At 66.9% G+C, this 14,044-nt stretch carries 15 protein-coding genes and 1 tRNA gene; 13 read left to right on the forward strand and 3 right to left on the reverse strand.

The window, feature by feature from the left end; all coding sequences use genetic code 11:
- Positions 1-121 precede the first annotated feature (121 nt).
- Complete coding sequence (locus V5F84_RS12570; protein ID WP_394045651.1) at positions 122-1,561, forward strand: class II 3-deoxy-7-phosphoheptulonate synthase; 1,440 nt, start codon at positions 122-124, stop codon at positions 1,559-1,561.
- A 112-nt stretch (positions 1,562-1,673) separates the two neighbouring features.
- On the opposite strand, the gene V5F84_RS12575 is transcribed toward V5F84_RS12570, so the two are convergent.
- Positions 1,674-2,180 (reverse strand): GNAT family N-acetyltransferase, encoded by a 507-nt coding sequence (locus V5F84_RS12575; RefSeq protein ID WP_394045649.1) that lies wholly within the window; start codon positions 2,178-2,180, stop codon positions 1,674-1,676.
- Positions 2,181-2,516: 336 nt separating this feature from the next.
- Between V5F84_RS12575 and V5F84_RS12580 the strand changes: the two genes are divergently transcribed.
- The 3 genes from V5F84_RS12580 (at position 2,517) to V5F84_RS12590 (ending at position 5,215) form a co-directional block, all read left to right on the forward strand.
- The gene (locus V5F84_RS12580) at positions 2,517-3,446 is read left to right on the forward strand and encodes a ring-cleaving dioxygenase (RefSeq protein WP_394045647.1); all 930 of its coding nucleotides are present in this window, start codon (positions 2,517-2,519) and stop codon (positions 3,444-3,446) included.
- A 95-nt stretch (positions 3,447-3,541) separates the two neighbouring features.
- Positions 3,542-4,189, forward strand: a complete 648-nt coding sequence (locus tag V5F84_RS12585; protein WP_394045645.1) for an alpha/beta hydrolase — start codon at positions 3,542-3,544, stop codon at positions 4,187-4,189.
- A 75-nt stretch (positions 4,190-4,264) separates the two neighbouring features.
- On the forward strand, positions 4,265-5,215 hold the full coding sequence (locus tag V5F84_RS12590) for an IS481 family transposase (RefSeq protein ID WP_394046900.1): 951 nt from the start codon (positions 4,265-4,267) through the stop codon (positions 5,213-5,215).
- Between the two features lie 2 nt (positions 5,216-5,217).
- Here the strand turns inward: V5F84_RS12590 and V5F84_RS12595 are convergent, their stop codons facing one another.
- A complete protein-coding gene (locus V5F84_RS12595; RefSeq protein WP_394043542.1) occupies positions 5,218-6,165 on the reverse strand; it encodes a hypothetical protein in 948 nt (315 codons plus the stop codon).
- A gap of 629 nt (positions 6,166-6,794) precedes the next feature.
- Here V5F84_RS12595 and V5F84_RS12600 point away from each other — a divergent pair.
- The 5 genes from V5F84_RS12600 to V5F84_RS12620 all read left to right on the forward strand — a co-directional run bounded on the left by V5F84_RS12600 (position 6,795) and on the right by V5F84_RS12620 (position 8,799).
- Entirely contained in the window at positions 6,795-7,070 is a 276-nt protein-coding gene (locus tag V5F84_RS12600; RefSeq protein WP_394043541.1) for a hypothetical protein, read from the forward strand.
- Between the two features lie 178 nt (positions 7,071-7,248).
- The gene (locus tag V5F84_RS12605; protein WP_394043540.1) at positions 7,249-7,554 is read left to right on the forward strand and encodes an ETC complex I subunit; all 306 of its coding nucleotides are present in this window, start codon (positions 7,249-7,251) and stop codon (positions 7,552-7,554) included.
- Between the two features lie 74 nt (positions 7,555-7,628).
- A tRNA-Arg gene (locus V5F84_RS12610) sits at positions 7,629-7,705 on the forward strand.
- A 149-nt stretch (positions 7,706-7,854) separates the two neighbouring features.
- Positions 7,855-8,565, forward strand: a complete 711-nt coding sequence (locus tag V5F84_RS12615) for a hypothetical protein (protein ID WP_394043539.1) — start codon at positions 7,855-7,857, stop codon at positions 8,563-8,565.
- 30 nt (positions 8,566-8,595) lie between these two features.
- Positions 8,596-8,799, forward strand: coding sequence for a hypothetical protein (locus tag V5F84_RS12620; protein ID WP_394043538.1), 204 nt, complete (start codon positions 8,596-8,598; stop codon positions 8,797-8,799).
- A 19-nt stretch (positions 8,800-8,818) separates the two neighbouring features.
- Here the strand turns inward: V5F84_RS12620 and V5F84_RS12625 are convergent, their stop codons facing one another.
- Positions 8,819-9,112, reverse strand: coding sequence for a hypothetical protein (locus tag V5F84_RS12625; RefSeq protein WP_394043537.1), 294 nt, complete (start codon positions 9,110-9,112; stop codon positions 8,819-8,821).
- 150 nt (positions 9,113-9,262) lie between these two features.
- On the opposite strand from V5F84_RS12625, the gene V5F84_RS12630 reads away from it, so the two are divergent.
- The 4 genes from V5F84_RS12630 to V5F84_RS12645 all read left to right on the forward strand — a co-directional run bounded on the left by V5F84_RS12630 (position 9,263) and on the right by V5F84_RS12645 (position 14,044).
- The gene (locus tag V5F84_RS12630) at positions 9,263-11,044 is read left to right on the forward strand and encodes a potassium/proton antiporter (protein ID WP_394043536.1); all 1,782 of its coding nucleotides are present in this window, start codon (positions 9,263-9,265) and stop codon (positions 11,042-11,044) included.
- 51 nt (positions 11,045-11,095) lie between these two features.
- Entirely contained in the window at positions 11,096-11,392 is a 297-nt protein-coding gene (locus V5F84_RS12635) for a hypothetical protein (RefSeq protein ID WP_394043535.1), read from the forward strand.
- 111 nt (positions 11,393-11,503) lie between these two features.
- Entirely contained in the window at positions 11,504-12,703 is a 1,200-nt protein-coding gene (locus V5F84_RS12640) for an aminotransferase (RefSeq protein WP_394043534.1), read from the forward strand.
- A 213-nt stretch (positions 12,704-12,916) separates the two neighbouring features.
- Positions 12,917-14,044, forward strand: a complete 1,128-nt coding sequence (locus V5F84_RS12645; protein WP_394043533.1) for an efflux RND transporter periplasmic adaptor subunit — start codon at positions 12,917-12,919, stop codon at positions 14,042-14,044.

The following is a 14,044-nucleotide window of genomic DNA, read 5'->3' on the forward strand; positions in this document are numbered from 1 at the left end:
CGGGCTTCTCTTACGCTATGCCGGCGGGTGGTGTATAAGCCGCCGTTCCGGCACCGCATCATGGGGTTGGCTTCGCCCGAAACAGGCGGGCAGGCCGCCGGACGACCCGATGGAGAGCATCATGACGACCCGCTTCGTATCCGACCGCAACCCTGGCGCCGAGACCTCCTCTCGCCGCGCCGAAGGCTGGCGTCCGGATTCCTGGCGATTTTATCCGGTCGTGCAGATGCCGAACTATACCGACGCCGAAGCCCTCAAGGAGGTGGAGCGCAAGCTTGCCTCCTATCCGCCGCTTGTGTTTGCCGGCGAGGCGCGCCGCCTGAAGGCGGAGCTTGCCAAGGTGGCGAAGGGCGAAGCCTTCCTGCTTCAGGGCGGCGATTGCGCGGAAAGCTTCGACGAGCATTCGGCCGATAACATTCGCGATTTCTTCCGCGTTTTCCTCCAGATGGCGGTGGTGACCGCGTTCTCCGGCGGCGTGCCGGTGGTGAAGGTGGGCCGCATCGCCGGCCAGTTCGCCAAGCCGCGCTCGTCCGACATCGAGAGCGTGAATGGCGTCGATTTGCCGAGCTATCGCGGCGACATCGTCAACGACATCGCCTTCACGGCCGAAGCCCGCCAGCCGGATCCGCGCCGCCAGATCGAAGCGTATCGCCAGTCGGCGGCGACGCTCAATCTGCTGCGTGCGTTCGCGACCGGCGGCTATGCCAATCTGTCGAACGCCCATCAGTGGATGCTGGGCTTCGTGAAGGACAGCCCGCAGTCCCATCGCTACCAGGAACTGGCGAACCGCATCACCGAGGCGCTCGACTTCATGCGCGCCTGCGGGATCGATCCCCAGTCCCATCCGGAGATGCGGACCACGGACATCTTCACCAGCCACGAAGCGCTGCTGCTCGGCTATGAGCAGGCGCTGACCCGGGTGGATTCCACGTCCGGCGACTGGTACGCGACCTCCGGCCACCTGCTGTGGATCGGCGATCGCACCCGCCAGCCGGATCATGCGCATGTGGAATATTTCCGCGGCATCCGGAACCCGATCGGCATCAAGTGCGGCCCCTCGCTCTCGGGCGACGGACTGCTGCGCCTGCTGGATATTCTCCAGCCGGACAATGAGGCCGGGCGCATCACGCTGATCTGCCGCTTCGGCGCGGACAAGGTGGGCGAGCATCTGCCGGGCCTGATCCGCGCGGTGGAAAAGGAAGGCCGCACGGTGGTGTGGTCGTGCGATCCCATGCACGGCAACACGATCAAGGCCGGCTCCGGCTACAAGACCCGCCCGTTCGACCGCATCCTGTCGGAGATCAAGACCTTCTTCGACGTGCATGCGGCGGAAGGCACCTTCGCCGGCGGCGTGCATCTGGAGATGACCGGCAAGAACGTCACCGAATGCACCGGCGGCGCGCGGGCGATTTCCGATGAAGACCTGCGCGATCGCTACCACACTTATTGCGATCCGCGCCTGAATGCGGAGCAGTCCATCGAGCTGGCCTTCCTGGTGGCCGAGCTGCTGAAGCGGGAGCGCCAGGCGCGCGCCCGCCCGGATGCCGCCGCCGCCGAGTGAGACGGCCGGCGCTTCGCCGCACGCTGAAAAACGAACGCCCCCGGAGATGTCCGGGGGCGTTTTCGTTTCCAGGGCGTCTCGGTTCCGGAGCCGTGTCCCCGGTGGGAGCCTGCTACGGCGCGCGATGCCCCCGCGCCATGCCGCCGACGCCCTCGAATGCGCCGGGATGCAGTTCCGCCACCAGAAGCCGTCCGGGATCCACCGGGCCGGGCAGGGTGACACGACCGCTCGCCACCGGCTTGAAGCCGAACCGCTCGTAATAAGGGGCATCGCCGACGAGCAGGATCAGCCCGTGGCCCGCCTCTCGCGCGGCGGCCATGGACACCTGCATGAGCCGCGCGCCGATGCCGACCGATTGGAACGGCGGCTCGACCGTCAGCGGCCCCAGCAGCAAGGCGGCATGCCCGCCGATCTCGATGGGCGTCAATCGCACCGATCCCACCATCATGGTGCCGAGATAGGCGACGAAGGACAGGGCGGGGTCGTGCGCCGCCTGTTCCCGCAGGCGGAACGCGGTGCGGGCGAAACGGCCGGGCCCGAAGGTGCGCCGGTGCAACTTTTCAATGGCAGGGGCGTCGGCGGGGGATTCAAGCGCAACGGTGACGGGAAGTTCGGTCATGTGAGGGAAACCAGGCAGGAAGCAGGGGCCGCGCCGGCCGGGGGCCGGTCGCGCGGGCAGGCGTCAACGATCACGCGCCGGTCTGGCGCGCACCCTCAGATCGTCGTCGCTGCTGCATCTGCCTCATAAACCGTCTGGCCCGAACGAAAGGAGGCCGGCGGATAGCACGGGCGCGCCGCCCGGTCCAGCGCTCCGTCCGCACGCGTGTAAGGTTGCGACGATGCAAGGGTCCTGCGGGCAAAGCCGGATTGCATGAATGCAATGAAGTGAACGTTGAATAGAAAGCGGCTTGCTCTATTTCAAGGGAGACAGAATTTTTGCTCACAGGAGCCAGTCATGACCAACAATGGAATTCACCACGTCACCGCGATTTCCGGCCCCGCCCAGCGGAACAAGACCTTCTACACCGACACGCTCGGGCTGCGGCTTGTGAAGAAGACCGTCAATTTCGACGATCCGGGCACCTACCATTTTTATTACGGCGACGAGGCGGGTCGGCCCGGCAGCATTCTCACCTTCTTCCCGTGGGAACATGCCGCGCCCGGCCGCCTCGGCGTCGGCGAGACGCAGGAGACCGTGCTCCGCGTGCCGGAAGGCGCCATCGGCTATTGGGCGCATCGCTTCGTGGAAAAGGGCGTGGCCCATGACGCGCCGACAAAGCGCTTCGGCGAAAGCGTGCTGAGCTTCCGCGACCCGGACGGCACGCGCCTTGCCCTCGTCGGGGTGCCGGGCGCCGAAAAGGAGCCCGCCTGGAGCGCCGGCGACATCCCGGCCGAGGTTGCCATTCGCGGCTTTCACAGCGTCAGCCTGATGGTCGCCGATGCCGCGCCGACCGGGGCGATCCTGACCGATGTGCTCGGCTTTGCGGAAGCCGCCCGCGAAGGCAGCCTCGTGCGCTATTCCACCGGTGCTGCCATGGGCGGCATCGTTGACCTGCGCGTGGCGGGCGATTTCCTGCGGGGCCGGTCGGGCGCCGGATCCGTGCACCATGTGGCTTTCCGCGCCGCCGATGATGCGGTGGAGGCGGAAATGGTGAAGCGTCTGGCGGAGAACCACGGCATCCACACCACCGAGCAGAAGGACCGCAATTATTTCCGCTCGGTCTATTTCCGCGAGCCCGGCCACGTCCTGTTCGAGATCGCCACCGACATTCCCGGCTTCGCCGTGGATGAGCCGGCGGCCCAGCTGGGACAGGCGCTGAAGCTGCCGTCCTTCCTCGAACCGCGCCGCGCGATCATCGAGCAGGTGCTCCCCGCCCTGGTCTGATGCTGAAAACCATCCCGCGCCCAACCCCGTGCCCCCGCCCAGCGTCCCCACCGGCGCCAGGCATCGGCACGGGGGCAAGCCACACGAGGTCTGTCATGACCCATTCCCTTTTGAACGCAGAGTTCGAACTCGCCTTCACCCATCGCTTCGAGCCCGCCCTCCGTCCCGGTGCGGCGCCACTCCTGTTGCTTCACGGAACGGGGGGAGATGAAAGCGACCTGCTGTCGCTCGGCCGGGCGCTTTCGCCCGATGCGGCGCTGCTTTCCCCACGCGGGAAAGTGCTGGAAGGCGGCATGCCCCGCTTCTTCCGCCGGCTTGCGGAAGGCGTTTTCGACCAGGAGGACGTCAGGCGCCGCGCCAATGAGCTCGCCGATTTCGTCGGCGAAGCCCGCGCGCGCTACGGCCTCGCCGCGCCGGTGGCGGTCGGCTTCTCCAACGGCGCGAACATCGCCGCCGCGATGCTTCTGCTTCGGCCGGAAGCCTTGGCGGGTGCCGTGCTGATGCGCGCCATGGTGCCGCTCGACGCGGCGCCGGCAGGCGATCTTACGGGAACGCCGGTGCTGCTCCTCTCGGGGGCGATGGACCCGATCGTGCCGCGCGACAATGCCGGCGCGCTCGCACGAATGCTGTCGGCGGCGGGCGCCGGGGTGGAGCATGTCACGGTTCCCGCCGGGCACGGGCTGACCCAGGCGGACCTCAACACGGCGCGCGCCTGGATCGGCGCGCTGCCCGCGGGCCGCTGATCCGCGCCGATCCCCTAGGTGTTCAGTCCCACAGTGTGATGGCGTATCGTTATCTCCGTTGGAGAGGGACACGCTATGGGCCAGGTTCTTCACGGGAGCGCCAAGACCACGCACGCCGTTCGAGCGGAGCTACAGCGATCGCAAGCTTCATCCGCGGAACTCGCGCGACGCTTCGGGATCAACGAGAAGACGGTGAGGAAGTGGCGATCCCGCCGGACAGTGGCAGACGAGCCGATGGGCCCGAAGGAGCGGCACAGTTCGACCCTCTCAGCCATTGAGGAGGCGGCGATCGTCGCTCTGCGCGTGCAGGCTCGCCTGCCGCTCGACGATGTCTTCGTCGCCTTGAAGGACGTCATCCCGCGCCTGACGCGCTCATCGCTGCACCGCTGCCTTCAACGGCACGGCATCTCTCGCCTGCCTAAGGCCGATCGCGAAAAACCCAAGCGGTTCAAAGCCTACGAGATCGGCTACTTCCACCTCGACATCGCCGAACTGCGCTACGAGGGCGGCAAGGCCTATCTGTTCGTGGCCGTCGACCGCACATCCAAGCTGGTCTTCGCCAGGATCTACCGGAAGGCGACGAAGCTGGTCGCGGCGGGCTTCCTCAAGGCTCTTCTCATGGCGGTCCCCTACAAGATCCACACGGTGCTGACCGACAACGGCGTTCAGTTCGTCCAGCACGACAAGAGGGCCAAGGGCGGCTCCGTCGCCCACGTCTTCGGAAGCGTCTGTGCCGAACACGATATAGAGCACAGGCTCACCAAGCCGTATCACCCTTGGACCAACGGGCAGGCCGAACGGATGGTTCGCACCATCAAGGACGCGACCGTCCGCGCCTTCCACTACGCCTCGATCAACGATCTGAGGCGCCACGTTCGGGACTGGCTGTTGGCCTACAACTACGCCAAGCAGCTCAAGGCCCTCCGCTTCAAGACCCCGCTTGAGGCCATCAAACAAATCAGCTCCGAAAAGCCGGAACTGTTCGTCCGTCAACCAAGCCATGACATGCTGGGACTCAACACCTAGGTTCAGGCCCTGATGTCGGAGCCGCACCCGGTGTGCGGCGAAGGCGGGATCAACGGGGGGCGGCCGATCGTGTCCGCTTCCGCCTGCGGGCGCGCCTCTATTTCGGCCAAGGCGTCACGTCCGCTGCTCATCAGTACCGAGAAGGCAGCGGCGAAGAAATCCTCTATTCCGGCATGCAGCGCGGAGGTCGCCGCGATTCCGCCGTCCGGCCCCGGAAGACGGCGCAGCAGCCCTTCCGCCTCCGCCTCGCGCGCCAGTTTCAGGATGTGCGCGCGCGACACATGGCACCCGCGCGCCAGCGCCGAGATGGACACGGCGACCGGTGCTTCGCTGCCGGCGGCCTGCGCATCGCTTGCGGCCATCGCGAGGAAGAACGCCATCATCAGCCCGCCGTCCCGGTCCGCGAACAGGGCCAGCGCGGGGGCGGCTTCGAGCAGGCGAATGCCCGCCAGGTAGCGCCGGCCCAACTGGCGGACCAGCGCGCCGAAGAAGCCTGGATTTTCCAGCCCGGCGAGGATTCCGCCGCCCAGCGGATCGAGGCGCGCGAGCGCGCTGCTCAGCACCACCCAGCGCCGGGTCTGCTCGTCCACGAGGCGCTGAGTCGGCACCAGCGGACGCGTGCGCCCGCTCGGCACGCGGGTATCGGGTGCCCGTCCGACTTCCAGGAACCCCGCCCATCGCATCAGCAGGATCATCGCCTTGGCGCGCCCGCGGCTGCAAATGCCGGTGTCCTGGCACAGGTTGGTGAGCCGCGTGACGGTGAGCCCCACGCCGTTCCGGTCCGGCTCGTGATGCAGATAGAGCGTGCCCAGGGCGAGCGCCAAACGTCCGCGATCGTTGAGAATGCGGTTCGGCAGCAGATGGCCGCGATACATGCCCAGCAGGCCGCGCGCGGCCTGATCGACGGCTGCCGCGAAGCCGGGCTGCTGGCGCAGCGCCGCCATGTACATAAAAGCGTCATCAAACGTCGCGGAAGAGGCCGCTTCGCGTGATGCTCCCACAGAGGATCGCTGGTTTTCGTCCATTCCGCGCCTCGGTCTCCCGCCAGCCGCAAGTTTGAGACAAGCAGTCAGAAATACCGTCGTTTAGCACGCCTGCGTCAGGTGGCGAGGCATATCCGGGAAGATCTTCCCCCTTTATTGCCCTGAAGGGTCAAGAATCGCCATTGAGAACCTCCGTTCGCACGCCTAACCCTTAACGCCGATTTCTCTGGGAGTTGAGCCATGTCTCGCCTCGCTGTCACGCTTTCCGCAGCCGTTTTGGCATTGGCTGCCGGTGCCGCCATGCCCACTCCAAGCCAGGCCGTGGTCTATTGCACCGGCCCGGGCGTTCCCGTCGGTTGCGTGGTGCGCCCTGCACCCCGCGTGGTCCATTGCACCCGGCCCGGTTATCCGGCTGGGTGTGTCGCCAACGGCACCGGGGTTGGGGTCCGGCCCGGGGTCGGTGCTGGCGCCGCGGGTGTCGGCGTTGCACCTGGTGTTGGTGTCGGCGCGCCAGGATATGGCGTAAATGCCGGGGGACCTGTGAACCGAGTCGGCGTCCGCTGAAGCGGCCTAACGCCATCACGATGGAGAAGCCTGTGACCTTTAAAATGATCGCGGCCCTGAGCCTTTGCCTTGTCTCCACCTCGGTGTTCGCGGATCGTCCCGCCGCCAACAAATGCGCCGCCGGCCTCGGCGCCGATTCGCAGGCGATCTACGCCGCCGCGGCGCCGCAGATCAAGCCTGGCGTCGATGCGCGCGCCATCATCACCGCCCAGACCAAGAGCCTTGCCATGTCCGGCCAGATCAACGGGGGCACCGCGCGCGCCTCGGCGGAGGCTGCGGCCACCTGCCTGAAGATGATCAACTCCTGATCCTCGCGACCAAGCCCCCGCCGCTGCCGGTTTCGGCGGCGGCGGGGGAAGCGGGCACGCATTGCCAGCGCCTTCGCGCCACGCTAGAAGCATCCCAACTTACCAATTTTCGGCGGCGCGGCCTGTCGGGGGGCGCACCTCCGGCTTCGGGCCGGCGAGACATCGGGGCAAGCGAGCAATGGTGGCACGCATCTTCAAGCCGGCGCGCAATGCAATGCAGTCCGGTGTCGGCAAGACCAAGCATTGGGTGCTCGAATACGAACCCGAGCGGGCCCGTTCCGTCGAGCCGCTGATGGGCTACACCAGCTCCGCCGATATGAAGAGCCAGATTCACTTGCGTTTCGAGACCAAGGAAGAAGCGGTGGCCTATGCCGAGCGCCGCGCCATTCCTTACCAGGTGTTCGAGCCGCACGAGCCGGTGCGCCGCAAGATCGCCTATTCGGACAATTTCTCCTTCCGCCGCCTGGGCCAGTGGACGCACTGAGCATTTCGCGATCGGTGGATGAGGCCGCGCCGTGGGGCGAAACCGCCGCGCGTTCATGTTAGAACGGCTGCGCCGGCCCCGTAGCTCAGCTGGATAGAGCAGCCGCCTTCTAAGCGGCAGGTCGCAGGTTCGAGCCCTGCCGGGGTCGCCATGCGACGCCCGCGGACCCTCGCCGCCGCGCCGCGAGGCGGTCATCGGGCCGCGAATTTCGCGTGCAAATCATGCGCCCTTCCCGCCAGAGTCTATGTGGCCGGCGCATGAATAAGGGGTGCGAGCCGGCCCTGAGCGGAGAGCGCGATCGTGATCCAGCGAACCGGCAGCATCGTCCATATCGGCTTTCACAAGACCGGCACGAACTCCATTCAGCATGTGCTGGGGCACGGGCGCGAGGCGCTTCTGCGGGCGGGGTGCGCGTATTTCAGCGGGCGCCACCTCGTCGACAATCATGTGGAATTGCATGCGGCCGCCATGCGCCCGCATCGCCCGTCCACGTTTCGGCTCGGCAGCGGCCTGGTCTTTGACGAATCCTACCGCGCAAGCGTGGCGCAGGAGCTTGCTGCCTTCGGCGCGTCCCATGCCGGCCGCATCTGCCTGTTCTCCGCCGAGGGCTTGTGCCTGCTGCGCCATGAGGACGAAATCGTCTGGCTGCGGGATGTGCTCCCCCAACCGGTGCGGATCATCGCCTGCCTGCGGGAAAAGACGGCCTATATGGCCTCCTATCGCGCCCAGCTCGAAAGGGTCCGGTCTCTGTGGGGCGGCGTCATCCAGCGCGAGGAATATAATTATACCGAAGATGATTCCTGGCTCTGGGATTATGAGGCGCGCCTCGCCCCGTTCCGGCAGGTGTTTGGGACCGATTCGGTGATGGTGTTGGATTATGATTCTATCACCGAGACGCAGGGATCGATCGTGCCCGGGTTTCTCGATTGCCTCGGGCTGCGCGATGCGTTGCCGCCGGAGGCCTGGGCCGGCCTCTTCCTCAATGCCCGCGTGCCGCGCGGAACGCTATGATCACCAGCCCATTTGGCGCTAGAGTGCAGAATGATCTGTGCTGAATGCCCAAGATGCCGCCGCCGCTCCATCATTTCCTCTGAATCGCCACGGCTTCAGCCGTCGGAAGCGGAACAGGAGGGGGTGGCGCAGAGCGTGAACCTGCGCTGCGATCTCTGCGGCAGCAAGAAAGTGCGCATCTACAATTTCACATCGCCCATCGAAGCGGTGCGTTTCATGGCGAATCGCGGCTGACCGCCGATCCGCACAGGCCTCAGGCCGCCGCGATGGCCTTCGCCGTCGCCGGGCGCGGCCACACCAGGGCGACGGGCTGCGGCGGGGAAACGTGCACGCCCTTGCTCAGCAAGGGAAAGCGGCTCAGCAACTGCCCGTCCGCATCCAGCGCGAACACCGCCACGCCCGCGACAAAGGGAAGGTCGTCGCCCGCGATCTGCAAGGCCAGATCCAGATCGAAACAAACGGTATCGGGTTCCAACACGGTGGCGCCCGATGCGGTACGCAAGCACGCCCGGACCAGAAAGGCATGGGCAGCGAAATCTGACGGCATGGGTCGTATCCATCTTCGGCTGATCTGCCGCGGCACGTCTTGTTGGCCTCAGCGTCACATGGGGTTTTTATACGCCCAGCGCCGCAATCGGGCTACAGGCAAGCGCTCCCGGCCCGAGGGACTCAGACGAATGCAGGGATTCAGGCACGGATGGAAGTGATCGGCCTCTCGAATCTGGTGCTTCTGGTGTGCGCGGCCCTGGTCGTGGTCGGCACGCTGTCGAGCCTGCTGGCCGCCCGCTTCGGTGCTCCGCTGCTGCTGATCTTTCTTCTGATCGGCGTGCTCGCCGGAGAGGACGGCCCGGGCGGAATTCATTTCAGCGATTATGGGGCCACTTACATCGTGGGCTCGGCCGCGCTGGCGGTGATCCTGTTCGACGGCGGCCTGCGCATGCGGGCGACCAGCATGCGCGGCGCGCTCGGCCCGGCCTTCCTCCTGTCCACCGTCGGTGTGTTCATGACGGCGGCGCTCGTCGCCGGTGCGGCCATGCTGCTGCTGGGGCTGGGCTTTCTCGAGGGCCTGCTGGTGGGCGCCATCGTCGCGTCGACCGATGCGGCGGCCGTGCTGTTCCTGGTTCGCGCCCAAGGCCTGCGCCTCGGCCGCAGGGTGGGCGCGGTCATCGAGATCGAATCGGCCACGAACGATCCCGCTGCCGTCTTCCTGACCATCATCCTGGTGGAACTGCTGATGGCGGGCACCGCCCATGCGGGATGGGACATCCTGGCCGGCGCGGGACAGGAACTCGCCCTCGGCATCGTGTTCGGCGTCGCAGGGGGCTTCCTGCTGACCTTCATGATCAACCGCGTGGACCTCCCGGCGGGCCTGCATCCGGTGTTCGTGGTGGCCTCGGCAATCGTGATCTTCGCCTTCACCTCGGTGCTGCACGGCTCCGGCTTTCTCGCCGTCTACCTCGCCGGCCTCGTGGTGGGGAACCGACCGGTGCGGGCGCTGGCGGCGATTACCAGCTTCCACGATACGGTGACCTGGCTGTGCCAGATCGTCATGTTCGTGATGCTCGGCCTCCTGGTCTCGCCTCATAGCCTGATCGGGGCAATTCTGCCGGGGCTCGGCGTCGCCGCGTTCCTGATCCTTCTCGGGCGGCCGGCGACGGTGTTCCTGTGCTTGTGGCCGTTCGGATTTTCGCTGCGGGAAAAGCTTTTCGTCTCCTGGGCGGGCCTGCGCGGCGCGGTGTCCATCTTCCTCGCCACCATTCCCATGCTCGCAGGCCTGCCCGGGGCGCACACCTATTTCAACATCGCCTTCATCGTGGTGGTGGCCTCGCTGCTGCTCCACGGCTGGACGCTCGCCCTCGCCGCGCGGCGGCTGGATGTGGCGCTGGCCGATCCGCTGCGCGAGCCCCAGCGCTTCGAGATCGACCTTCCGGGGCAGAGCGAGCATGAGCTGGTGGCCTATCCCGTCGCGGCCGGAACCGTCGGCATCCGGGCCGATCTGCTGCCGGAATGGGCGCGCATGGTCCTGGTGGTGCGCGAGGGCAAGGTCCTCGGCCCGGAGGAGGCCGGCCTTCTGCGGGCCCGCGATTATGTCTACCTGCTGACCCCGCCGCAGCGGGTCCACCAATTGGACCGTCTGTTCATGCTGGAGGAACTGGTCTGGGGGCAGGATGCCGCATTCCCGTTCGCGGGTGACATCCGGCTGGGCGACATCGGCGAACTTTACGGCCTGCCCATCCCGCCCAAGGATCGCAACTTCACCGTGGCGGCCGCGTTCGCCGACCGCACGGACGATCGGCCCGCGCCCGGCATGCGGATCGTGTTCGGCCACGCGGCCATCGAAGTACGGCAGGTGGAAAACGGCCGCGTGACGCTGGCGGCCCTGCGCCTGGAGCGCTCGGATGCCGGACGCGGCACGCAATTCATCCAGGGATTTCTGCGCCTGGCGCGCAAAGGCCGCAATCAGTCGGACACATTTTGAGCGTCAGGTGTGCGGCGCGGCACGGCCACGGCGCAGCCAGGGAGGGACCTGATGGTGCGATTGTTCATGCGGGGACGGGGCGAGGGGGCCGGCGCGCGCGATGCGGGCCGCACGCTCGCCGAAAGCGTCCGGCGCATTCTGGGTCTCGACGATGACGCGTCGGTTTCGGTCAGCGAGATCGCCTGTGGCGATCCCGCCTGTGGTGGCGCCGAGACCGTGATCCTCGTCATGCGCGCCGGCGAGCGCACCCGCGCGGCCAAGCTGCTGAAGCCCATGTCCACCGTGACCGACGAGGAACTCGCGGCCGCGCTGGTCCCGCTTTCCGCCCCCGAGGTGAAAACCGCCTGAGCAAAGGTATCCGGCGAAAATCGCGCATGCGCCTTGACGGGCGCGGGAATTCCCGCTCTGCCACTCGCCGGTTTGAATGCCCACCCTTCAAAGAACGAACGCGTGCGTCCCATGTCCCAGCCAGCCGCCGCCCCGCTCCGTCCCGGGCGAAGCCTCAATCCGGTCTATTCCGCGCTGCCGACCACCATTTTCGAGGTGATGTCCGGTCTCGCCCGCACGCACGAGGCGGTGAATCTCGGCCAGGGATTTCCCGATGATCCGGGTCCCCTCGATGTCCGCCAGGCGGCGGCCGATGCGGTGCTGAACGGCTGGAACCAATATCCGCCCATGATGGGCCTGCCGCAATTGCGCCAGGCGGCGGCGGCGCATTATCGCCATTGGCAGGGGCTCGACCTCGATCCCGAAAGCGAGATCATGGTGACCTCGGGCGCCACCGAGGCGCTGGCGGGGGCTCTGCTCGCGCTGATCGAGCCGGGCGACGAGGTGGTGCTGTTTCAGCCCCTCTATGACGCCTATCTGCCGCTGGTGCTGCGCGCCGGCGGCGTGCCGCGCCTGGTCCGCCTGGAGCCGCCCGCCTGGCGGATCACGGCCGAGCAGCTGGCGCAGGTGTTCAGCCCTCGCACCAAGCTGGTGCTGTTCAACAATCCCCACAATCCGACGGGGGTCGTGCACAGCCGCGCTGAACTTCAGCTGCTGGCCGATCATTGCATCGCCTTCGACGCGCTCGCGGTCTGCGACGACGTGTGGGAGCACGTGGTGTTCGACGGCCGCCGGCATCTCCCGCTCATGGCGCTGCCGGGCATGCGGGAACGCACCGTCAAGATCGGGTCCGCGGGCAAGATCTTCGGCATGACCGGCTGGAAGGTCGGCATGGTCTGCGCCCCGCCGGATCTGATGCGCGTTCTGTCCAAGGCCCACCAATTTCTCACCTTCACCACCCCGCCGAACCTCCAGGCGGCGGTCGCCTATGGGCTCGGCAAGGAGGACCGCTATTTCGAGGACATGCGCGCGCAACTCCAACGCGCGCGCGATCGCCTCGCCGGCGGCCTGTCCGCGCTCGGCTTTCCGGTGCTGCCGAGCGCCGGGACCTATTTTCTGTCCATCGACCTTGCCGCCCTCGATCCGGGGCTGGACGACGAGGCCTTCTGCCTGGATCTCGTGCGCACCTATGGCGTCGCCGCAATCCCGGTCTCGGCTTTCTATGCGCAGGATGCGGTGCGCTCGGTGGTGCGCTTCTGCTTCGCCAAACGCGACGAGACGCTGGATGCCGCCCTGGAGCGGCTGGAAAAGGCGATAGCGGTATACGGGTGAGCGCCGGCTTTTCCGCGGACGCCGTGCCCGCTCGATTATCACGGATGCGTTAATGGGCGCGACGCGGGCAAAAGTCGCTTTCCTTAACGTCCATTCAGGGTCAAATGGAGGTAGGCTTACGGAAGGTCGGGTCGCATTCGCTCGATCCGGTCAGGTGCGGCTTCTGCGGTTGAGGTGTTCATGGGTGCGGGACACAGTGCGAACGGGCGCCGAGTGCTCATTCTCGTTCTCGGCTTTGCCGCGATCGGCGTGGCAGCCTATGCATGGACCCACGGTCTGATCGGCAAGACGGGCGGCACAGCGAACGCCCAGGCGCAGCAGGAACGGCGCGTGCCGGTGCTGGTGGCGCCGGCGATCCAGAAGGACATGCCGTTGCGCCTCGAGGCATTGGGGACGGTGGAGCCTCTGGTGACGGTGGCGATCCGCGCCCGCGTGACCAGCCGGGTGGAGCAGGTGCTGTTCGAGGACGGCGCGGCGGTCAAGAAGGGCGATGTCCTGCTGGTGCTTGACGCGCGCGAGGTGGATGCGCAGATCCGCCAGGCCGAAGCGACCCTCGCCAAGGACAAGGTGCAGCTTGAGAAAGCGCAGCGGGATGTGGAGCGCTACAGCGGGCTGCTCGCCCGCAGCGCGGTGTCCCAGGTGCAGCTCGACGACGCGAAGACCACCGCCGACATGCAACGGGCGACGGTGGAGCAGGACGAGGCCAATCTTCAGAACCTGCGCGTCCAGCGCACCTATTATGAGATTGCCTCTCCGGTGACGGGCCGGATCGGCATTTCCGGCGTGCGGCCGGGGGCGGTGATCCGGGTGGACGACACGCTCGCAACGGTCCGCCAGTTCAAGCCCATCTACGTCACCTTCGGCGTCCCGGAGCGCTATGTGGGCGAAGTGCGGGCCGCCATGGGCAAGGCGGACGTGGACCTGCGCCTCCAGGGCAGCAACGACCGCATCAGCGGCGGACGGGTGGTGGCGATCGACAATACGATTGACCCGCAGACCGGCACGCTGATGGTGCGAGCCCTGTTCGCCAATGATGATGAGCGCCTGTGGCCGGGCACTCTCGGCGACGTTTCCGTGACCTTGCGCATGGAGCCGGACGTGATCGCCGTTCCCGCGGAGGCGGTGCAGAACGGGCAGAATGGTGCGTTCGTGTTCGTGATCGAAAAGGGGGCGGCGGAAGTCCGCCCGGTCACGGTCGCCCGTACGGTGGACGGCGAGGCCGTGATCACCAAAGGCCTCTCCGATGGCGAGACGGTGGTGACGGAGGGCCAGCTTTCCCTTCGGGCGGGCAGTCGGGTGGACGTGAAGACCGTTCCGCCCCAGCGGCCGGCCGGGAGCTGA

Origin of the sequence: Roseixanthobacter liquoris, from assembly GCF_043195135.2 — a bacterium.
GTDB lineage: Bacteria > Pseudomonadota > Alphaproteobacteria > Rhizobiales > Xanthobacteraceae > NCEH01.